The sequence below is a fragment of the Novibacillus thermophilus genome (assembly GCF_002005165.1).
Taxonomy (GTDB): domain Bacteria; phylum Bacillota; class Bacilli; order Thermoactinomycetales; family Novibacillaceae; genus Novibacillus; species Novibacillus thermophilus.
This window is the reverse complement of the sequence record NZ_CP019699.1, coordinates 3,180,004-3,202,774: the sequence shown is the minus strand read 5'-3', so window position 1 is coordinate 3,202,774 and position 22,771 is coordinate 3,180,004. Positions and strand designations below refer to the sequence as shown.

Sequence of the window (22,771 nt, the reverse complement as noted above, 5' to 3'; positions counted from 1 at the left end):
ATTAATAATTTCCGAGAGGGGAAGATATAAATGGGCTTAAAGAAATTAATATTAATATCAATAATCTGTGTTTTGGGTGTAATACTCTCAATCGCAGGTCCTGTTATGCTTGTAATGGCGGAGGATGGAAATAATACGGTTGGGGATAATGACAGGAATAGTGTGAAACCTATAGATTGGTCACGTTTTACAAACGGACTTCCTGAGGATGAATCGTCACTACGTATGGAAAATATTCTTTTGAACGCAGTTAAATATAACTTAACAGTGTGGTATGAAGAGAATTTTGGTTCACAAACAGGTGGCTATCTTGATTTAGGAGGAGTGGGAGAAGGAAATATTAGACCCCCCGCAAGTGCAGCTTTAGGTATAGCAACTGCCATTAAACTAGGGATATATGATGCTTCATTCGTCGGTATTTCTAAGGAGGAAGCTGTTAACCGGGCTATAAAAATCATAAAATCTGCAGCTTATTACCATAAAGTAAATTCCCCTGGAGGCTGGGGTGATGCTTGGCAAAGTGCTTTATGGGCAAATCTAGTAGGTACTTCAGGATGGTTAATGTGGGATGATTTATCAACAACTGATCGGGAATATGTCAGAAAAATGGTAGAGTACGAGGCAAATAGATTTATAACCTATGAAGTTCCTTATTATATGGATGAATCAGGCAATATAAAGTATCCAGGAGATACCAAAGCTGAAGAGAATGCATGGAATTCAGGCATATTACAACTTGCAACATCTATGATGCCAAGTCATGTTAACTGGAATGGCTGGATGGATAAAAATATTGAACTTATGATTTCATCTTATGCCCGACCACATGACCTTAATAATACCGAGATTCTACATGGAAAACAAGTTAAAGAATGGCTCAATGGAACAAATGCATATGATGACGGTACAGTTATCAATCACTCAAGAATACATCCAGATTATATGACTTCTATAGGTCAAATTATTAACGCACCCGTACTATACACTCTTGCTGAAATGGCTACACCTAAGGCAGCATTTTTTAACGCTGATATTGTATATAATTCATTGGTAGACCTTAAATTTGATAGTCCGCCTTATAATGCACCTGGAGGAACAATATATATCGATGATTCTCCGGATATATACTATCCACAGGGAAATGACTGGGGAACTCACCGGCGTATGAACTTTGCTATGATGGACACATATGCAGATGCTTTTGGTTTTGATAACTTAGTCACACAGAAAGCTGATTATTGGGAAAACTACCATGCACAAATGGTTTTAGATATGCAAAACAGGCATGACGATGGAAGAACATACTCAGCATCTTCAGAGGATACTTACTCCGGAAGGGAACAGTGGGTCGCATTATTAGCTGCAAGAGCTTATCAAGCTAAGTGGATAAAACATCAAAATAAATATATACTCACGAATGATTCTTATTTTGGTTCATTACCGGAATCATGGGAACAACAAACAATAGGTGGTGCATCAGGCTACAGTGATTATTCGGGCGATACCTTTAGTATCGAAAGCACAGGACATGTAGGAGGTATTAATGATAGCTTTAAATATGCTTATAAACAAGTGTATGGTGATGCAACCATTATAGCGAGATTGAATTCACTAGAAAGTACAAGTGAAAATGCAACAGCTGGCATCATGATTAGAAAAAGTTTGGATCAAGACGCTCAGAATGTCTATGTTAGTTATACAGCTTCAGGTGATATTAGTATAAGTTATCGGAACGAAAAAGGTGAAGAGACTCATACTGAAACACCAATAGAATTTGGTCAGGATATCCCGGTCTGGTTTAAACTTGAAAAGGTCGGAAATACCATAAACGGATATTATTCCACTGATGGAGCCGAATGGAATCTTATCACAACTCAAGTTATATCAATGGATAATATTAGTAATGATAGTTACATTGGAATTGTAACCGTTCCTGGCAGTCTTTCTCAGGCTTCTGAGGCGGTATTTGAAAATGTACAAATCAATGCCCCGGATAACTTAGGGTATGTTTTTTCAAATCAAACAAATACTGCTTTTCCAGGAGAAACAATAAATGTAAGTGTTACCTTGTTTAATACAACAGAACATGATATTACTGTTCAAAGCAGCATAGACTTACGAGAGGGATTTGATACAAGTCAGAACAGCCAAGAAGTGACGATACCTGGAAATGAAACTGTAAATTTGTCTTACGACATAGAAGTATTACCAGGTATTGATAGCGGCAAATATGTCATACCAATAAACATCTCTTACGGACAGGGCGAAGTAATAAACTTACAGTCTGAAGTAGTAGTAAGACTAGCACCCAATGCTACCCTCTTTGAGGAAGACTTTGAAGATTTTAATGAAAATACCTGGACAGTTGAATCAGGTGAATGGGCAACAACTTTAGAGGATGGAAGCACTGTTTATGAAGGGTCAAGCAATGCTGCTGCCTTGAGTGTAGCTGGTGATCGTGATTGGAGTGATTATATCATTTCAGTTGATATGAAACCTATTATGAGAACTGCGCCAGCTAATCTGAGTTCAGGGATAATATTTAGATATAATGGCACAGGAAATTTCTATCACTTCAGGTTATCTAATAATGCTGGTAGGACAGTTGCCGAACTTTACAAGTGGGAAAACGGAGTAGCTAAACTTCTTAAAGAAATTGATTATAATTTTACTCAAGGAACCTGGTATGAGCTAAAAATTGATGTTCAAGGAGAACAAATAGATGGTTATGTAAATGATGAGCTATTAATCAGTATAATTGATGAAGGAACTTCTTTGATGAAAGGTGGAATTGGATTTAGAACTTATCATGAACAAACTGTATTTGATAATCTATTAGTCATGGGATGGAGTGATGAAGTAGATGATCCAGCTGTTTTAGATGATGTCAGCTTAAGTGCGGATCAGACAGAGTTGAATCCCGGAGAAAGTACTGTCTTATCTGTCAGTGGTTTGATGAATGACGGAACAGAAGCGGACTTAAGCGGAGCGGACATTGAATATGCAAGCAGTCACCCCGATATCGTTGAAATCGATGCTGAAGGCCGGATCACACTGGCGGAAGAAGTCCAAGATGTCCGATCATTTGAAGTATGGTCGGAAGTAACGCTGGCCGGTATCACTGTCACATCCAATATCGTTGAGTTTGACGTAGCAGTGAGTATTCCGCTTATACGTGACACCCTTGAATACTATAAGGATATGAATGCCTTACAAACGCCACTTTATAAACAGTTGAGCAACCGACTGGATCAGGTGGAGCATCACAAAGATCATGGACGTGACAATGCCGCCGTTAAACATATGCAAGATTTTCAGAAACATTTGTATAAACGGGGCATGCAAAAATATATTTCAGAAGAAGCAAGAGACATACTAGATGCTGATGCACAGGTAATCATAGACCGTTGGTCTGAAGAAAAATTTTATAAAAATGAGGAGAACAAACTCATGTTTCTCCTAACGAAGACCTTCCATTTCGGAAGGTCTTTTTTCCCGTCTTGAGACATATACTTTCCGGTTGGGGCGTTCTTAATAGGGTACCCAATTAACTTAATAAGTAATGTTTAAGAGTGAATAGGGTCATATCAAACCCCGATTGATAAAAATGATTAAACAGCCTGATAGCCGTATTTTTATAAAGGAGTTTTTTTTAAGTGCTGTGGCATGTTTTAGTTAAGTCCTTATAATTGTGTAAAATGGATTCCTTAAAAATAAAGGAGCCAATTTCAAAATCCTCGGTTAGAATGGAGTTGTCGGAAATACCATTCTGGAGAGGAGAATTTTGAAATGGCTCAATACCAGATTACCGTAGATCAAGAACTTTTGCAGCAACTTTTTTTAGGACATTCAAAAGACGCTGGTGTAGCGAAATTACTGGAATCGGTATTAAACCAAATTCTCCAAGCGCAGGTGACCGAACAGCTGGCAGCTGAACGCTATGAACGCACGGATTCCCGTCAAGGCTATCGCAATGGATCCTATCCTCATCAATTAACCACTCGGGTGGGGACCATTACGTTACGTGTTCCACGGATTCGAAACGGTCAGTTCTCCACTGAACTGTTTGCCCGTTACCAACGGAGCGAGCAAGCTTTGGTGTTGGCTTTGATGGAAATGGTCGTGAATGGGGTTTCCACACGTAAAGTGACTCAGATTACCGAAGAGCTTTGCGGCACTCATTTTTCCAAGTCCACCGTTTCAGACCTGTGCAAAAGGCTTGATCCTATTGTGGAGGCTTGGAATTATTGTCCGCTTTCAGACCGCCGGTTCCCGTTTGTGCTGGTGGATGCCTTGTACCTCAAAGTCCGTGAGGATGGCCGGGTACGGTCCAGAGGAGTGATGATAGGAATCGGTGTCAACACAGACGGTTACCGGGAAGTCTTGGGGATCATGACCGGTGACACGGAATCGGAAGCCAGCTGGAGCGAATTTTTCAGTTGGTTAAAACAACGTGGTCTTGGTGGTGTCGATTTGATCACCTCTGATGACCATGGCGGTTTAGTCCGTGCCATTCGTCACCATTTCCAAGGGGTCACCTGGCAACGCTGTCAAACCCATTTGATGCGTAATATTCTGGATGCCACACCAAAAGCGCTGAGAGACGAAGTTCATCGCCATGTCCGTGGCATCCTGGATGCAGCGGATATCGAAACAGCCAGAATGCTTTTGAACGAAACGCTGAAAGTCTTTGAAGAGAAAGCGCCTAAAGCCATGCGTATTTTGGAAAACGGGTTTGATGATGCCACCGCCGTTTTGGCTTTCCCTGAGAAGTACCGTAAGCGACTGCGTACCACCAACAGCGTCGAGCGGTTGAACGAAGAAATCCGCAGACGGGAACGTGTGATTCGCATTTTTCCCAACCGCCAATCGGTGATTCGTCTGTTGGGGGCCTTACTCATGGAACAGGATGAGAAGTGGGCCAGTGGTCGGAAATACCTCGATATGGAAGATTACTTCACCTGGCGCAAAAGCCATTCAGCAAAAACACATAGTAAGGTGACACGCATCATGTAGGCAGCTTATCTAACCGAGGAGCTTTTTACACACAATTTTGGACTTGATCTAAAGAAAGAGAAGAACCATCCAGCCATTCTACTTATTTCAATACACCAAAATACTTTTCCAATTTTTTTAAATTATCAGGGAGAGGCTTTCTTGCGTCCTTTTCCCAGTTTCTAATGCTCCTTTCATTAACACCCAAATATTTTGCCGCATCACTTAAGGTATGAGCATGATACAGTCGAGCCTTTTTCAACTTTTGGCCGATTGTCTTTTCTGGGAGTTTGTCGTAACATCCTAAGTACCAAATAGGTTTACTCAATACTTTGGCTAGCTTTTTGACAGTTTTTGGTTTAGGAATCTTTACAAACCCTCTTTCAATGTGGGAAATTTCTTCCGGAGTAAGTCCAGCGAGCTCTGCCAGTTCATACAGATATAGATTCTTGTCCAAGCGGGCTTTTCTGATTCTTTTGCCGGGAGACTCTTCTTCAAGATGGGAATATAGTTTTTCAAGTGGTGTATGTTCCCGCTTTATCACGTAATTTCCATAGGACTGGCTTACACGCTTGTCCGTGCGGATATTTTGGTTCGCCAGCCGACACGTGCACGTGTACGCCGCACCAAATACAACGTTACCGCTCCAAATTGTCCGGCCCTTTACTTGACCGGATCGACATCCACATCGAGGTGCCAAAAGTCGACTATCAGACGCTGATGGACACAGGACCAAATGAGTCATCGGAGACGATACGGGAACGGGTCAACCGTGTGCACGCTCTGCAGATGCAGCGGTACAAGCGGGAATCTTTTTCAACAAATGCCACGATGCACCCGAAGGCGATCCGCCGGTATTGCCAGTTGACGAAGCCGTCGCGTGAGTTGTTGGCCCAATCGTTCGACACACTCGGATTGAGCGCCCGCGCCCACGACCGCATACTGAAAGTCGCGAGGACGATTGCCGATTTGGAAGGTGCAGAACGGATCGATACACCGCACATCGCTGAGGCGATCCAATACCGCAGCTTGGACCGGAAATATTGGGATTCTTTGGGATGATTTTGGTTAAAACAGCGAAGGCTCAAGGATGTTGATTGGATCGCTTCTGATGCCCGTGGCGGGTTTAGTCCGTGGCATTCGCCAACACTTTTAGGAGGACCTGGCCACGCTGGTCAGACCGATTTGTTGTGCGCTCAACTTTTTGGATGCTACATTAAAGATGTTGAGAGATGACGTCCATCGCCATGTCCGTCGATACTGGAAGCGGCCGACAGTCAAACAACCCGATTACTGCTTAACGATACTCTGGAAGCATTTGTTAAGAAAGCGCCTAAAGCGATGCGCATCCTGAAAAACGGGTTTGGATAATGCGACGGCAGTTTTGGTTTTGCCTGAGAAAGTGCCGTTAGCAACTTCGTCCATCTACATGATCATTAAGGTGGGGTGCAATCTCTTTTTACCGCCGGCACATTTCGCTCGTTGGGAAGCATTACTGTTCAATTCAACAAAGTGTTCGTCATATCCCTCCAACGGCAAAATTTTCTTGGCATCAAGTCTAAACACTATTGAGGGATCGGGACTCTTTCCCTCATTATTTTGTGGGAATAATCCTTTACCCTTCCTTCGTAAACCAGTTGAAAATCTGCCAAAAAAGGCAATTCATGCGGTTGAATAAGGGATAAATCCTTTTCCGGGCGAATGAGGTCGCCTTGCTTTAAGATGGATGCGACAAACTGAGAGCAGAAGAAAGCATTCTTTCTTTTTATTGGCATATTCAACATGACACCAAAGATTCCTAACAAATTATAGTGATATCGTTCCTTTCGGGCTGCAATTTCTTGAATACAGGATTTTAGTTTGTAAAATTGCTCCTCTCGAACAGATAAAGAATAGATGGCACAATCGGCTTGCATAAACAACCTCGAATACATATCTTCGCATACAAATCCGCCAATAAGTGGGTTCCTCGGATTTTTTCTTCCAAAACTATAAACCGTTGATAGTTCTTCATCAAAGGCGATAGAAGCATGATTATAAGGCTTTTTCGTATAAAATTTGATTAACCTGAATTATTCATATAGCTGAACTTAAAATATCAAAAAGCGCGTCATACCAGGCCATTAAAAGCATTCCACCTTTTCACCCAATGGGTGAAAAATAGAAATGGAGCCCACCTTTGGTATTGTAAAAGTGACCAAAACCAATACAAACCAAGGAGGCTCCCTTATGCATAGTGTAAACGAGCAGACCATGCATTTCAACAAAAGTGTGAAAGTCAATTTTGAAGGTGGAAACCTGACCTCAGATGCCGGTTGGTTACTGTATAAAGAATTTGATGAAAAAATCGGGCTCAGTCAAGCGATCACGGATCACCTCAATGTGAATGATCCAAACCGTCATCACATCCATTTTAACGATGACGTCATCATCCAAAAGATCTATCAGCACATTGCCGGGTATCATGCGGATGATCATGCCGATGAATTACGTCATGAACCTGTGTTGACCACCATTTTGGGTAAAGAAGTCCTGGCTTCTCAACCGACCATTTCCCGGCTAAATCAGAAATTGGATAAGGAAACGATGAAGCAGTTGCAATCGGTCAATTCACTGATGCAAAAACGAGTCGATATCATCCAACCCAAGGAAAACATCATGATGGATCTGGACTCGACCAACTTGGCCGCCTATGGTGAACAGCATGGATCCGCCTTTAACACGCATTATCAAGCCCAGGGTTACCATCCCCTGATGATGTTTGATGGACTGACTGGAGATTGTCTCAAAGCAGAACTGCGCGCTGGTCATGTGTACACATCCCGGCAAGTCGTCCGCTTTGTCGGCCCTGAAATCAAGCGATATCGGAAGCAAAGTCCATGGGCAACGCTATGCATACGCGGGGACAGCGGTTTTGCCATCCCGGCTCTCTATCAATTGGCGGAAACGCATGATGTCCACTATGTGATCCGTTTAAAAGCAAACAACGTGTTGAAACAAAAAGCACAGCCATTTGAAGATGAACTCTGGAAACAGTTTGATCTGAACACGACAGAAGCTAAGGTGTTTTACACATCATTTGACTACCAGGCACGTGCTTGGGATAAGCCGCGTCGTGTGGTGGTCAAGATGGAGAAACCGGAAGGTGAGCTTTTCTTCACCTACACCTTCATCGTGACCAACATGGGGCTCTCACCCAAAAACATCGTCAAGCTTTATGCGAACCGTGGCACGATGGAAAACTTTATCAAAGAAGCCAAGAACGGCTTTGCTTTCGATCAGATGAGCAGTCCATCGTTTTACAGCAACGCCACAAAGCTGCAACTCATGGTGCTCGCCTATAACTTCAACAACTGGTTTCGTCGACTGTGTCTACCCAGAACGATGAACAAAAATCGTATCGATAACATCCGTTTGAAGTTGCTTAAGATCGCGGGAAAGCTGGTTCGTTCAGGCAGATATCTGACATTTAAACTGTGCAGCAGTTGTCTGTATCAAAAGGCTTATTGGCAGACTTTACGAACCATCCATCACCTCCCACGGTTTGGTTGAATGAGATGATATTAGAAAAGTCAATCTCATAGCATTCACATTGACCACAGGATCAGTGTGCCCTTTTACAGCCGATTATGAAAGCTAGCGTATGACTTCCTGCTGTTTTTCCAGTAGATTAGGTAATATATTTGAGAAAACATCTAGGGAAACCAAAAACTTACAAAAATCAGGCTTGAAACTGGTTTTTAAAACATTTGAGACGCGGTTATGAATAATTCAGGATAAAGATAATGTGCTATAATAATAGTGTTATGTATTTTCGGATTAATCAGCAAAAAACAAGGACGGTTCCATCCGTCAATATGTACAAATTTGCCGCACCTACCGTGTCGAAAACAAGGTTCGCCAAGAGACCCTCTGTAATCTGGGGAGGTTGGAAAATCTTACAGAGGATGGCTCCATCGATACGATGATCGAGGGACTTGCCAAATTCTCGGAACGTTATTTCGACCGTATTCATGGTCAGGGGGCTTCCTCTACCGTTTCCATGAAATGGACAAAAGAGTTTGGATCGGTCTATTTGTTTCGGAAAATATGGGACAAGATTGGTTTGGGCCGTTTATTGCAAAAACTCATGAATGATGCCGAAGTGGCCTCCTGTTATGACGAGGCGATCTTTGCCATGGTATTGAATCGGTTGATGGATCCAAACAGCAAGTACCGATTGTTCAAAAAGTGGGTCCAAACGGTTGAAGGTCTTTCCGACATAAAGCTTCATCACTATTACAGAGCATTGGATTTTTTAAGTGAACGAAAAGAACAAATTGAAAATCAGCTTTATGGACGGTTAACGGATTTGATGTCCTTGGATGTAGATATTGTCTTTTATGATACCACCAGCAGCTATTTCGAAGGGGAACATGCAGATGAGGAAATCGCTGGTTACGGTTTTTCAAAGGATCACCGCGGAGACCGCAAACAAGTGGTCATCGGTCTTTTGATGACCAAACAAGGGATTCCGATCGAACATCAGGTGTTTCCTGGAAACATGCATGACACGAAAACTTTTTCACTGGTCATTGAGGACATCAAAAAACGTTACCCAATTGACAAGGTCATCCTTGTCGGGGATCGTGGCATGGTGAGCGAAAAGAATCTGGAACAAATCAAAGATTTGGGTATGCAATACATTGTCGGTGTGAAATTACGCAAATCCAAAAAGGCACAGGAACTCCTGTCCATCCGTGGACCGTATAAAAAGGTGCGTGAAAACCTAAAGGTGAAATCAAAACAGATGGATGGTGAGCAGTATGTCCTCTGTTATAATCCTGACGCAGAAGCACGCGACCGCCTGACAAGGGACTTGGTGCTGGAGAAGCTACAAGACAAGCTGGAGAAATTAGGGCCCTCCGGATTAGTGAAAAACCGAGCCTACTCCAAGTTCCTGACAGTGGAAAAAGCATCGGCGAAAATTGATGAAGTCAAGGTGGCGGAGGACGCCAAATTTGATGGAAAGTATGCGATACGGACCAACACCAACCTTTCGGATGAAGAGGTGGCTTTAGCATACAAGGAATTATGGCGGGTGGAGCAGGCCTTTCGGAACTTGAAAACCGGGCTTGAATTACGCCCGATGTACCACCGGAATGAAAGCCGGATTCGTGGTCATATCCTGGTCTGCTTCCTGGCGCTTGTCCTGGAGTCCTATCTAGCGTACAAACTGAAAGAGACCGGGTGCAGGAAAAGCGTGAAGGATGTTTTGTATGATGTAAGCCAAATCAAGGCTTCTCTCATCACCGTCAATGGAGAGGATCAAATGGTACGAACGGAGCTGCAAGGAGAAGCCAATGCCGCATTTGTGGCGATTGGTACCCAAGCGCCGCCAAGGGTTCTTGTGAATACGCATAACACTAAATAATGTAGTGTTATGCGATGGAAACAAAGCTTGAAATCGTAGTGGTTTCAGGCTTTTCAGTGATGTGCCGTGTCAAACTTGAGTCAAGAACTACGCAAACGGCATAAACCTGTTCGGAGTGCTGATGGTTTTTGCGAACTTTATTTGACACGAACCAACCTTATGAACCTTGAGGTTGACCTCTTATTTCGAAGTCGAACCCCATGAAGCACCTGACGACGCTTCGTCAACAGGGTTATTCGAAAGATAAACGACTGGATCTACTTCAGGTTGTCATCGGAATGGCCGTGACTCGCGAAGGGATCCCCATCCGCTGCTGGGTATGGTCGGGTCACACAGCGGATATGAATGTTGTCGAAGAAATAACTTGACATAGTATTAAAAATATAAAAAATACATAAAGGGAGGAATTTTGAATTTAACACAGAATCACTACTGTTGCATAAAACTTGGCAATTACTTGATTGAATATTCAGTTATCCATATTTCATCTAATAGGGCTAAAAAGACAAATACCGCATAAAAGGTGGTGCTGCCCATTTGGTAATATTATACAGTTAGTCCTAGAGTGACAACGACAAACACGCTTATGTCGAGAGTTTTCTCTTTCGCCTCATCGAACGAAATTGGATGCGGTGAAACCATTTTTCATAGGATTTCCAAAGAAAAGATTTTAACCATGGTTTTAATTGCAAGATGGACTGCTTCGCTTTGGTCTCCATTTGCACGAGAACAAGCAGACAGTAGGCGATGAGTGCCATGAAAATCTGGTTTTGGATGGCTTCCTCACTCGTTCCGAAAAAGGTTTTGATTCGCACGTGTTGCTTAAGCCACTTGAAAAACAGCTCGATCGCCCAACGCGAACGATAGATGTCACCGATTTCTTCGGCGCTCAGGTCAAAACGATTGGTCACAAGGCGAATGACATTGCCTTTCGAATCAACGGTTTCAATGAGCCGGAATACATTTTCCGTTCGTTTCTGAGGGGTACCGATGACGACCATCGAATCTGACATAATGGGGCTTTCTTCCGCGACGGAAAACGTTTCAAGGGTGCGGATCACCGCGTTTTTCTTCAGACGCGAAGCGAAGAAAATCCCTTTATCACAATAGCGGTCAAATCTCTTGTAGTCGACATAACCGCGATCAAAAACGTACATCGCTTCTTTTTCGTCTATGAGAACCTCCAATTGGGTACGGTCGTGGATGTTAGCCGGTGTAACGATGGCCTTTTCCGGATAGACCGTTCCTTTGTCCATAAAGACAAGGCGTAAGTGTAATTTGACACCGGCCTTCGTCTTGCGAAAAGTGGCCCATTTATAGCGGCTTAAACTTAAAGGAATGGTGCTGGAGTCAATGATTTTGACCGGTAGATCCACCCGTTTCTTGCCTTGTTTGTGCCGATGGATTTGCTGAACGAGATGAAGAAACACATTGGCCATCAGCGATGGATCCACTTCCCTATTCTTTCGAGACAATTGGGAAGCGCTAATCCCATCGAGTCCGAGTGCCTGCCCCAAATCTTCATCGAGTACGGCATCCGAAATTGCGCGTAAACTCTCTTCTTCCTGAAGATGTGCATACAGGAAAAGCATCAGATAAGCCTTTGTCGTGAGCTTCTTGGTGTATTTGTCCTGATTGGTGGCGGCAACTTGTTTTTCAAAATGGGAAAAATTAATGGGTGCCACCCATTTACCAAATGATGAAATCAGTGTATTCTTGTCCATAACGGTATCCTTTATGTTGGATTTGGACAGGAACCACCCTGTACATCCATTGTAAAGGATTTTTTTGTCAGTTGGACAAAATAAATGTGAACATTGAGGGTATTATGAATCATCGGATTTAATTAATGCAACGCTAGTGCTCCAAGACACACGCTGGTGAAAGTATTCCGCGGGAATATAAAGAATTATTAAATAAAAAAGCCAAGCATGATTGGATAGAAAACACACTAATCATTTCTATTTTCATTCTAATGGTTTTTAAACCGTGGTAATTGAAAAATAATCGGAGTTGAAATGCGTTATGCAATCAACAAGCTGCTGCTGATGCCTGCAATGAATCCGTCGATACAGAAAGAGACCGTCAAAGTCAGCTCATTTCGCCCAGATTGCACTTTTACTTATTCGTCGCGGGTTCGTCCCTCCGTCCGCACCACTAAAAAACATTGATACTGCGCGGTTTACCGATTTCAAGGAACCGCGCTTTTATCATGCCTATTGGTGGTACATCGGCCGAAGGGATAAGGTGGATTTCAGCTTCCGAAACCCCGCTTCTACCTCGATCAGCTGCTTATAGCCTAAGGCGACATCTTCGGCGGATAGGGTATCATCCGATGTACGAATAAGGTATTTGCCATCGTAACGCTCGGCATCCCGAATCGCTTGTTTGTTCAGTTTCAGTTGGCCGTCTTTTAATTGGCGCAAATACCGGCCATAGACTTGATGAGACCGAAGGGCACATACCGCTTTTGTGTGCTGTTTGTCCGGTAATTGGCGGAGATTTTCCAGTTCCCGGGTCAAATCCTCGATGATCTTGTCGCGGTGTTTTTTCTCTTTTTCCGCTTCTTTCGGATTGTAGACGAGCACCAAGCGTTTGCGGGCTTCACCGATGTCTTTCACTTTCAGTTTGTTGCGAACGGTTTGATAGCGCCCTTTGCGCGCCAGTGCTTCTTGTGTGGTCGATTAACCGGATCGCATCCGTTCCCACACGATGTAATGACCACCGGCACGTTGGAGAAAACGGAGGTTGGCTTCGGAAGAAAAGCCGCGATCCATGACACTGATGACACGGCCGAGTTTCCAACCGACTAAGTCCTTTTTAACTTCTTCGACGACAGTGACATCCACCGTGTCCTGTGGATACATTCCTGTAACGGGGGAATTGTGGATAACAAGGATCTAAAAAATGTGCCCATTACTGTCGAACTTGAGTGATAGGTTTGCAGAGTTTCCAGTACTTCGGATATCGGTTCAATTTTCCGGTTTATCGACTCAAGTATTCAATGTCTTCTTTTCGTTCCCTCAGTGGCGGGAGCTGAATATGGATGACGTTTAAACGGTGGTACAAATCTTCCCGAAACTTTGTTAACGGGAACCCGGTAAAAAAAGGTGGATTATTAAACGGGTAAATATAAAATTTATCACTTCCACTATATCGTCTACTCAGTCGATGCAGTATTTTGCTGTAGGGTATTATATCCTACAAGTTCAATTATTCTCTTAGGTGAAGGAATTATTAATTGTATTACTGGAACAATCATTTTTAACCTTTTTGGTATAATCGGAGGGTTTACTGGTGCTTTTCTACTCACAAAATGGGGATGAGTAAATTAGCGATTATAGGTTACAGAATAGTTGCCATGAGTTTAATAATAGTGATAGGGTTGGCAATTGATCACTCTTCCCTAATATGGGCAGCAATTCCACTTGCCACATTTATATTTGGGCATTCTATGGGTCCGGGAGCTCAAGGGAAAACAATGGCTGCACTATCTTATCCAACTGAACTTCGTGGAGCAATTGTGCCGATCATTGGATTATTGTCTGTTATAAAATGGGATCCTACAGAAATGGACGTTGAAATTGAAGTTATTGATAAGATGATTCCTTTTGATTAAGGAAAGAGACTGGGAATTGTATAATATTGATGATGATAGAATAGTAATGAATAACTCAGCTGATCAGTCCCGCAGATACTGTTAAACAATTGAAAAAAATTGAGAATAGAGGCTCTCCGGCGTTTTCTTAGATGGATGTGTCGATCTAGTCAATTTAGTGTATTTAGGTTGGTATCACCTTATTAAAGATTTTTCGAAAAATAATTCATATTAATTTCAAATCCTATTCTTAGAATGTTTTGGATTCGGATTACTCGCTTTTTAAGGCGAGAACTTTTTAGAAAACCATTTTACACAATTATACGTGGAGGAGATGCACATCAATATTCGTCATCTTGAAATATTCTGCCTTGTCGTTGAAGAGGGTAGCATCAGTCAGGCTGCCAGAAGGGCTTACCTCTCGCAACCCGCTGTCACACGGCAAATCAGACAACTGGAAGTCCATTACGGTACGCCGCTGTTTGATCGTACTGACGGAAAACTTGCAGTGACAAAGGCAGGAAAAACTCTTTATCAGTACGCAAAAACGATTACAACTGATTTCAGAAACTCAGAAGAAGCCATTCGACGCCTTGCAGGAAAAATAGAACCTCACCTAAAAATTGGGGCTTCTTTAACGATCGGTGAATATTTATTACCCGAAATACTTGGCCGGTTCAAACGAGTGAATCCTCATATAAAATTGTCCTTAAAGATTGGCAACACTCCCGCCATGTTAGAAGCGTTGACGATGAATCACATTCACATCGCCCTTGTCGAAGGTGTCGTTGAGGATAATTATTTTGATGTAAGTAAATTCGCTGAAGATGAGCTTATCCTCGTCTGCTCTTCCGAACATCCATGGGAGAAGAAACAGGAGATTTATTTAAAGGAACTGCTTCACGAACGAATGATTTGGCGTGAAGAAGATTCCGGGACACGAAAAATCATAGAAAATGTATTCAAACAGCACAATATGCTGGATAAAATAGAAAATTACATGGAGCTCGGTAGTACACAAGCTATTAAAGCGGCTGTTGAAGCGAACCTCGGCATTAGTATTTTACCGAAAATGTCTGTTGAGAAGGAATTAAAATCAGGCACCCTACACAGAGTAAAAATTGAACAATTAAGGCTTAAACGCGATTTGTGGCTGGTGACAAAATCGAGCCGCTTCGAATATGCGGAACTGGACAAGCTTATTGCATTCATACAAAGCTACGACAGGCCATAACGTTTGATTATACCGTATACAAATATAGTATTTTACCTTATGAAGGTGATTTGCTAATGTTGATTATGATTCCATCAACATAAATGAGGTCTTTTTCATGGATTTATTTACATGTTTTCTTCTCTTAATCATTGGCCTGTTTGCTGGGGATATGGCGTGATCGTCGGCGCTGGCGGCGGATTTATTTTCGTTCCAGCACTGCTCATTCTCTTTAACATGACACCGCAAATAGCGGCAGGTACAGGATTGGTAATCGTGCTGTTAAATTCACTTTTCGGCACAATAGGGTATGTGAAACAGAAGAGAATCGACTATAAACTCGGCCTCGTTCTTACCTTAGGAGCTGTTCCCGGTACATTTCTCGGAATTCAGCTATCTCGAATGGTTTCTGATGGATTGTTTCACGTTGCGTTCGCGGTTATGTTGATTGCGCTTGGAATGTTTTTATTCATCAAAAACAGGCCTGGCCGCACAGTACACGGAGCTCAGTTTGAAACAGCCGCAGCGTCGGAACCACTTTCACGCGCGTTCCCGGCTTCTCATAAATCATTCATCGGATTATTAATTCTCGGGCTCGTATTAGGTATCATTTCCAACTTTTTTGGCATTGGAGGCGGATGGTTGCTAGTTCCTATCTTAATTTACTTGTTTAAAGTACCGCCACATCAGGCAACCGCGACTTCTCTCTTCTCACTCAGCTTATACGCCTCCATGGGTGTTGGGCTACAAATATTTTATCAACACATTGATTGGATGGCTGTCCTTTGGGGAGGCATTGGTGTCATGCTCGGAGCTCAACTAGGTGTATTAATCTCCAATAAGTTGCCTGGCAACGTCATTATCCAGATGCTATCCGTATTATTAATCGGTGTCGGCCTCAACCTCATCGTGACATAAAGGAGGAATCTGATATGTCTCATAAAAAGAAACCGAGTTGTTGTGCAGCAAGTCGTCCCATTTCAACAAAAGCAGCAACGCTAGTTGAACACTCTCGGCTGGAGAATGTCCAAAAAAGAGACCAAATACTAATGATATGATTTACCTGTCAGGTGGAGAGTTTTTAATGGGGTCAAACCATCCGGAAGCGTTCCCGGAAGATGGTGAAGGTCCCGTCCGCAAAGTGAAAGTCGACCCTTTTTATATAGACAGTTGTACAGTGACGAATGCTCAATTTGCGGAGTTTGTAGCGGATACCGGGTATAAGACGGAAGCAGAACAGTTTGGGTGGTCGTATGTCTTCTACTCTTTTGTATCTGAGAAAACGAGAAAATACGTAATAGATAGCGTAAGGGGGCTTCCATGGTGGTTGGCCGTTGAAGGAGCCTGCTGGAAGTCACCGGAAGGCCCGTACTCATCAATTGAAGATCGCATGGATCACCCCGTTGTGCACGTCTCTTGGAACGATGCGGTCGCTTATTGCCAATGGGCAGGAAAACGCCTGCCGACAGAGGCAGAATGGGAGTTCGCTGCCCGTGGCGGACTTGAGCAAAAAACGTACCCGTGGGGAGATACTTTGAGACCGAATGGTGAACATCGTTGTAACATTTGGCAAGGGAAATTTCCGGAGAAAAACCACGCTTCTGACGGCTATTTAGGGACGGCACCTGCCAAGTCCTTTCCACCTAATGGGTACGGATTATACAACGTGTCGGGCAACGTTTGGGAGTGGTGCGCCGATTGGTTCAGTACCACCTTTCACATTGACGGACCACGGGACAACCCAAAGGGCCCTCCACAAGGAAAAACAAAAGTGATACGCGGCGGATCGTACCTCTGTCACCGTTCTTACTGTAATCGATACAGAGTATCCGCCCGCACATCCAATACACCTGACAGCTCAACGGGGCACATGGGGTTTCGATGCGCTGCTGATGCGTAAAAAAATAAATGCAGAAGAGATGCTTAATGCTTGCTTGATCCATAGTTTCAGGTGATAGCGGTTGTAGGTTTAGAGGGCGATCTGAAAATAGTCCACACCCTCCCGAATGAATGGTATGTTGTCCAAAGCCAAATTGATACATCCAAACAGCTGTTCATTCGCTCCACGGATGTGCGCTTGTTGTATCCTCTTTTCCACTTTACAGCATCTCTGGATTTAATCCGTATCAGTTCCTTTCTTTCCGTACTTCCCGCCTGAACGCTTTTAACACTGCATAACTCATAAAGAGCAACACGATGGTCAGTGGGAACGCGCTGACAATGATCGCTGTCTGCAATCCACTCAAACCGCCTGTCCCCATCAGAATGATCGCCGTTGCCGCTAAAAACAGTCCCCAACTGATCTTCACAAAATTAGGCGGGTTGAGACTGCCATTTGTCGTTTGCATCCCGAGCACAAATGTCGCTGAATCGGCCGACGTGATGAAAAACGTCGTGATCAAAAACAGAGAAATGACAGACATCGTGCCGCTCAAAGGCAGTTGTTGAAACGTATAAAATAAGGCCGTTTCCAATGATTGTGCCGCAATTTCAGTTCCTTGGTACAAATCAAAGTAAATACCTGTCCCACCGAACACAGAGAACCAAATGACACACACTGTGGTTGGCACAAGCAATACGGCAACCATAAATTCTCGGACAGTCCGCCCTTTCGACACGCGGGCAATAAACGTGCCGACAAACGGAGACCAGGCAATCCACCAGGCCATGAAAAAAATTGTCCAATTGCGCAGCCATTCCGCATTTTCCGCATTAAATGGCGCCATCCGCAGTGACATGCTCGGCAAATACTGAATGTATTCACCGACCGCAGTCGTGAATAAGTCGAGGATAAATCCCACCGGTCCCAACACGAAAAACAAACAGAACAGGATGACTGCCAACATCATATTGGCATTACTTAAATATTTGATACCGCGTTTGAGACCGGTAGCGGCTGACAAAATAAACAGAACCGTGGTCACGGCAATGATGATCAATTGTATCCAAAAAGCAGTGGGAATGCCGGTTAAGTAAGAAAGACCACTGTTAATTTGCGCCGCACCGAGACCGAGTGACGCCGCTACACCAAACACGGTCGCGAAGACAGCAACTAATTCCAATCGGTCCTTGAGTTTTTTTCCCGAGAAGTGGATACAACGTGGCACTGATCAAACCAGGCACCTTTTTTCTAAACTTGTAGTAAGCCAAAGACAGTCCGATAATGGCATAAATTGCCCAAGCATGCAGTCCCCAGTTGAGATGCGTGTACCGGAGCGCAAGTTTTGCTGCCTCAGGCGTTCCTCCGGGTCCATAAGGAGGATTGACAAAATGTGAAACCGGTTCAGATACACCATAAAACAAGAGGCCGATCCCCATACCGGCACTAAACAGCATGGCAATCCACGTCGGACGGCTGTATTCCGGCCGATCCTCGTCGTCGCCCAATTTGATTCTGCCGTATTTCGAAAAAACCAAAAACAGCGAGAGCAACATAAACCTGAATTATTCATAACCGCGTCTCAAATGTTTTAAAAACCAGTTTCAAGCCTGATTTTTGTAAGTTTTTGGTTTCCCTAGATGTTTTCTCAAATATATTACCTAATCTACTGGAAAAACAGCAGGAAGTCATACGCTAGCTTTCAAAATCGGCTGTAAAAGGGCACACTGATCCTGTGGTCAATGTGAATGCTATGAGATTGACTTTCCTAATATCATCTCATTCAACCAAGCCGTGGGAGGTGATGGATGGTTCGTAAAGTCTGCCAATAAGCCTTTTGATACAGACAACTGCTGCACAGTTTAAATGTCAGATATCTGCCTGAACGAACCAGCTTTCCCGCGATCTTAAGCAACTTCAAACGGATGTTGTCGATACGATTTTTGTTCATCGTTCTAGGTAGACACAGTCGACGAAACCAGTTGTTGAAGTTATAGGCGAGCACCATGAGTTGCAGCTTTGTGGCGTTGCTGTAAAACGATGGACTGCTCATCTGATCGAAAGCAAAGCCGTTCTTGGCTTCTTTGATAAAGTTTTCCATCGTGCCACGGTTCGCATAAAGCTTGACGATGTTTTTGGGTGAGAGCCCCATGTTGGTCACGATGAAGGTGTAGGTGAAGAAAAGCTCACCTTCCGGTTTCTCCATCTTGACCACCACACGACGCGGCTTATCCCAAGCACGTGCCTGGTAGTCAAATGATGTGTAAAACACCTTGGCTTCTGTCGTGTTCAGATCAAACTGTTTCCAGAGTTCATCTTCAAATGGCTGTGCTTTTTGTTTCAACACGTTGTTTGCTTTTAAACGGATCACATAGTGGACATCATGTGTTTCCGCCAATTGATAGAGAGCCGGGATGGCAAAACCGCTGTCCCCGCGTATGCATAGCGTTGCCCATGGACTTTGCTTCCGATATCGCTTGATTTCAGGGCCGACAAAGCGGACGACTTGCCGGGATGTGTACACATGACCAGCGCGCAGTTCTGCTTTGAGACAATCTCCAGTCAGTCCATCAAACATCATCAGGGGATGGTAACCCTGGGCTTGATAATGCGTGTTAAAGGCGGATCCATGCTGTTCACCATAGGCGGCCAAGTTGGTCGAGTCCAGATCCATCATGATGTTTTCCTTGGGTTGGATGATATCGACTCGTTTTTGCATCAGTGAATGGACCGATTGCAACTGCTTCATCGTTTCCTTATCCAATTTCTGATTTAGCCGGGAAATGGTCGGTTGAGAAGCCAGGACTTCTTTACCCAAAATGGTGGTCAACACAGGTTCATGACGTAATTCATCGGCATGATCATCCGCATGATACCCGGCAATGTGCTGATAGATCTTTTGGATGATGACGTCATCGTTAAAATGGATGTGATGACGGTTTGGATCATTCACATTGAGGTGATCCGTGATCGCTTGACTGAGCCCGATTTTTTCATCAAATTCTTTATACAGTAACCAACCGGCATCTGAGGTCAGGTTTCCACCTTCAAAATTGACTTTCACACTTTTGTTGAAATGCATGGTCTGCTCGTTTACACTATGCATAAGGGAGCCTCCTTGGTTTGTATTGGTTTTGGTCACTTTTACAATACCAAAGGTTGGGCTCCATTTCTATTTTTCACCCATTGGGTGAAAAGGTGGAATGCTTTTAATGGCCTGGTATGACGCGTTTTTTGATATTTTAAGTTCAGCTATATGAATAATTCAGGTTATAATATAAGCTATGGATATTACGACCCGATTTTGGTGATTTTTTGTTATCAGTTCTTATTAAGCAAATTTTTTACTTCTTCTATACTCAACTTTCTCACAGTAAATTGGATTTCTAAGCCTTACGGTTAATGGGTTTGTTGGTTGTTTCGAATACTTCTTGACATAAAAATTTGCAAAAAAAAACACCTCAACTTTTGGTATAGTTTAATTGTCCAGAAAAAACATTACCAAAAGCAGGTGAGGTGTCTCTTATTATGATAACGAATAACAGACTGAACAATCAACTACCAAAAGAAGTAAAAGCTATATTTGATGAACTTGAAATCTTAAAATATTTAAGGAAAGTGGGAATTAACAAGGGTTTCGGTTATTCCTGCGCCTATTTATTCCAGCTAGTTTTTAGTTTGGTTTTTGAAGGCAAAAATTTGTTTCGACTTCTTCAAAGTAAAAAAGCTAAAGATTTGCCGGAAAAAAACGCTATTTATCGCTTCTTAAATAACCCTCAATACAATTGGCGCAGGTTTTTACTTGTTTTGAGTACTTTCACCATTATGAAGGTAAGTAGTTTAACGAGACACGACCGTCCGAAAGTGCTGATCGTGGACGACTCATCTTATGAACGAAATCGCAGTAAAAAGGTTGAACTGCTTGCTCGCTGTTTCGATCATTCTTCTCAAAAAATGCGTTATTACAAAGGATTTCGTATGCTTACACTCGGCTGGTCAGATGGTGCTACATTTTTGCCTATTGATTTTGCTTTATTAAGCTCTACGAATTCCCAAATCAATGGGATTGATAACCGAATCGATAAGCGTACATCCGGTTATAAGCGGCGTGTCGAAGCTTTACAAAAAGCGCCGGAAGTTATTCCCAATATGATTAAACGGGCACTTTCTCAAGGAATCGATGCCTCATACGTTTTAATGGATACATGGTTTACCCAACAGCCTTTGATCAAGTCCATTGTGGATCAAGGGTTGGATGTTATTGGAATGGTGAAGGATACAAAACAAAGATATCAAGTGAACGGTGAATGGGTGAGCCTAAAAAAACTATACCAAACAGCTAAACCATCACAACATCAAAAGGGTATTTTGCGCTCTATTCACACAACGATGGCAAATGGCGTACCTGTTAAAGTGGTATTTATCCGTAATCGTAATAAAAAGAGACAGTGGCTAGCTATTTTGAGTACAGACTGTACTTTATCGGATCAAGAAATCATTCGTATTTATGGGATACGTTGGGATATTGAAGTATTCTTCAAAACAGTCAAATCCTTATTGAAACTCCAAAAAGAGTTCCAAGGAAGATCTTATGATTCCATGATCAGCCATACCACTATTGTGTTTACAAGGTACATTGTTTTGTCTTGGCAAAACCGAGTAAGTACAGATTATCGAACATTAGGCGGCATTTTTTATGAACTTTGTGATGAAATCGATGAACTAGATTGGGCCTTTGCACTTCAACTACTCATTGAAATTCTTGAAGATGCACTTCAAAATGTAAATCAAAAGATTAAAAAATTCATCGAAAGTCAATTACGTAAATGGATTGTAGTTTTGCCTAATTATATCAAGGCTTATTTACCAAAATTGAGCTGCGAAAGTTGAGTTCTATAGTAAAAGCCTCCTTCTTACTATGAATAATAAGATGGCAATTTGGGCATACAGGACGCAAATCATAAATAGGATTTACCTTGTAGTCATGTTTTATTTTTGATAAAGGTACAAGATGGTGGACATGGATTTTATTTTTACCTATAGGTCCATACACTTCCTCAAAGTCAAAACCACAAATTACACATTGGCTCCCATAATGTTCAATACATTTATTTCTAGCGGCTCTGTTTCTTTCATAACGGTTCACAAAAACCTGCTTAACTATTCCTTCTGACATTAAAGAAGCTTCATCATGTATAACCTCATCTAAATAAACATGCTCATCGTTAATTTCTTCATCCAAAAACCTTTCAAACGCCTTTACAAGTTCGGGTCGCATAATCCAAGGAAATTTCCCATTTTTGTTGTATCCTAAAAATGGGATATGCCACCATTTCGGTTTATCCTCATCCAATTTCGGAGGTTGAATTCCGGTTTTATAAACAATCCGCTTACTAAAACGACTGATTTGTGAGTTTATTGCTACATGATGGGGTAATTTTAACTGTGAAGCAATTTCAGATGCTGTCAGCTCATGGTTTTTGCTCTCAAAAACTACTTTTAGAATGTTAAAATCTACTTTAGTTGTTACTTCTTGGTCCGAAAGTATATTGACCCAATCTTCAGTGTTGAGTTCTAAAGGTAGATTGTAAAACATTCTTCCTCCTCCTTCCATTCCTCTATCTAATTGTTCACCCACAACAGTACTGTTCGTCCTCATTCGTATACAATTAA

The 22,771-nt window shown here is 42.6% G+C and carries 15 protein-coding genes and 4 pseudogenes; 11 read left to right on the top strand and 8 right to left on the bottom strand.

Features of this window, described 5'->3' with window-relative positions; all coding sequences use genetic code 11:
• Positions 1 to 30: 30 nt before the first annotated feature.
• Entirely contained in the window at positions 31 to 3,504 is a 3,474-nt protein-coding gene (locus B0W44_RS15555) for an FIMAH domain-containing protein (protein ID WP_077720823.1), read from the top strand.
• Positions 3,505 to 3,789: 285 nt separating this feature from the next.
• Complete coding sequence (locus B0W44_RS15550) at positions 3,790 to 5,016, top strand: IS256 family transposase (protein ID WP_077720822.1); 1,227 nt, start codon at positions 3,790 to 3,792, stop codon at positions 5,014 to 5,016.
• Positions 5,017 to 5,098: 82 nt separating this feature from the next.
• Here B0W44_RS15550 and B0W44_RS17900 read toward each other — a convergent pair whose 3' ends face one another.
• Complete coding sequence (locus B0W44_RS17900; RefSeq protein ID WP_169835622.1) at positions 5,099 to 5,539, bottom strand: helix-turn-helix transcriptional regulator; 441 nt, start codon at positions 5,537 to 5,539, stop codon at positions 5,099 to 5,101.
• On the opposite strand from B0W44_RS17900, the gene B0W44_RS15540 reads away from it, so the two are divergent.
• A complete protein-coding gene (locus B0W44_RS15540; protein ID WP_077720821.1) occupies positions 5,515 to 6,057 on the top strand; it encodes a magnesium chelatase subunit ChlI family protein in 543 nt (180 codons plus the stop codon). The genes B0W44_RS17900 and B0W44_RS15540 overlap by 25 nt on opposite strands.
• A gap of 503 nt (positions 6,058 to 6,560) precedes the next feature.
• Here B0W44_RS15540 and B0W44_RS15535 read toward each other — a convergent pair.
• Positions 6,561 to 6,917 carry a hypothetical protein gene (locus tag B0W44_RS15535; protein ID WP_228441241.1) on the bottom strand — a complete coding sequence of 119 codons (357 nt, stop codon included), beginning with the start codon at positions 6,915 to 6,917 and terminating at the stop codon, positions 6,561 to 6,563.
• Between the two features lie 307 nt (positions 6,918 to 7,224).
• On the opposite strand from B0W44_RS15535, the gene B0W44_RS15530 reads away from it, so the two are divergent.
• From B0W44_RS15530 to B0W44_RS17895, 3 genes and pseudogenes are all read left to right on the top strand, one after another.
• Entirely contained in the window at positions 7,225 to 8,547 is a 1,323-nt protein-coding gene (locus B0W44_RS15530) for an IS1380 family transposase (RefSeq protein WP_169835621.1), read from the top strand.
• Between the two features lie 376 nt (positions 8,548 to 8,923).
• Positions 8,924 to 10,408, top strand: a complete 1,485-nt coding sequence (locus B0W44_RS15525) for an IS1634 family transposase (RefSeq protein WP_077720818.1) — start codon at positions 8,924 to 8,926, stop codon at positions 10,406 to 10,408.
• A 175-nt stretch (positions 10,409 to 10,583) separates the two neighbouring features.
• Positions 10,584 to 10,770, top strand: a pseudogene (locus B0W44_RS17895) (IS1634 family transposase); the annotation flags it as partial.
• 222 nt (positions 10,771 to 10,992) lie between these two features.
• On the opposite strand, the gene B0W44_RS15520 reads toward B0W44_RS17895, so the two are convergent.
• The gene (locus tag B0W44_RS15520; protein WP_077720817.1) at positions 10,993 to 12,132 is read right to left on the bottom strand and encodes an IS4 family transposase; all 1,140 of its coding nucleotides are present in this window, start codon (positions 12,130 to 12,132) and stop codon (positions 10,993 to 10,995) included.
• 495 nt (positions 12,133 to 12,627) lie between these two features.
• Positions 12,628 to 13,272, bottom strand: a pseudogene (locus B0W44_RS15515) (IS1634 family transposase); the annotation flags it as partial.
• Positions 13,273 to 13,730: 458 nt separating this feature from the next.
• Here B0W44_RS15515 and B0W44_RS15510 point away from each other — a divergent pair.
• From B0W44_RS15510 to B0W44_RS15495, 4 genes and pseudogenes are all read left to right on the top strand, one after another.
• A complete protein-coding gene (locus B0W44_RS15510) occupies positions 13,731 to 14,027 on the top strand; it encodes a hypothetical protein (protein ID WP_077720816.1) in 297 nt (98 codons plus the stop codon).
• Between the two features lie 313 nt (positions 14,028 to 14,340).
• Complete coding sequence (locus B0W44_RS15505) at positions 14,341 to 15,240, top strand: LysR family transcriptional regulator (protein WP_228441690.1); 900 nt, start codon at positions 14,341 to 14,343, stop codon at positions 15,238 to 15,240.
• A gap of 156 nt (positions 15,241 to 15,396) precedes the next feature.
• Positions 15,397 to 16,137 carry a sulfite exporter TauE/SafE family protein gene (locus B0W44_RS15500; protein WP_228441235.1) on the top strand — a complete coding sequence of 247 codons (741 nt, stop codon included), beginning with the start codon at positions 15,397 to 15,399 and terminating at the stop codon, positions 16,135 to 16,137.
• A 14-nt stretch (positions 16,138 to 16,151) separates the two neighbouring features.
• A pseudogene (locus B0W44_RS15495) lies at positions 16,152 to 17,119 on the top strand (formylglycine-generating enzyme family protein).
• Between the two features lie 69 nt (positions 17,120 to 17,188).
• On the opposite strand, the gene B0W44_RS18945 reads toward B0W44_RS15495, so the two are convergent.
• The 3 genes and pseudogenes from B0W44_RS18945 to B0W44_RS15485 form a co-directional block, all read right to left on the bottom strand.
• Entirely contained in the window at positions 17,189 to 17,317 is a 129-nt protein-coding gene (locus B0W44_RS18945; protein ID WP_257788054.1) for a hypothetical protein, read from the bottom strand.
• Between the two features lie 28 nt (positions 17,318 to 17,345).
• Positions 17,346 to 18,654, bottom strand: a pseudogene (locus B0W44_RS15490) (BCCT family transporter).
• Positions 18,655 to 18,881: 227 nt separating this feature from the next.
• The gene (locus B0W44_RS15485; protein ID WP_077720814.1) at positions 18,882 to 20,204 is read right to left on the bottom strand and encodes an IS1380 family transposase; all 1,323 of its coding nucleotides are present in this window, start codon (positions 20,202 to 20,204) and stop codon (positions 18,882 to 18,884) included.
• A 422-nt stretch (positions 20,205 to 20,626) separates the two neighbouring features.
• Here B0W44_RS15485 and B0W44_RS15480 point away from each other — a divergent pair, with 422 nt between their 5' ends.
• Positions 20,627 to 21,988 (top strand): IS4 family transposase, encoded by a 1,362-nt coding sequence (locus B0W44_RS15480; protein WP_077718657.1) that lies wholly within the window; start codon positions 20,627 to 20,629, stop codon positions 21,986 to 21,988.
• On the opposite strand, the gene B0W44_RS15475 is transcribed toward B0W44_RS15480, so the two are convergent.
• Positions 21,951 to 22,736, bottom strand: coding sequence for an HNH endonuclease (locus B0W44_RS15475; RefSeq protein WP_228441232.1), 786 nt, complete (start codon positions 22,734 to 22,736; stop codon positions 21,951 to 21,953). The genes B0W44_RS15480 and B0W44_RS15475 overlap by 38 nt on opposite strands.
• Between the last annotated feature and the right edge of the window lie 35 nt (positions 22,737 to 22,771).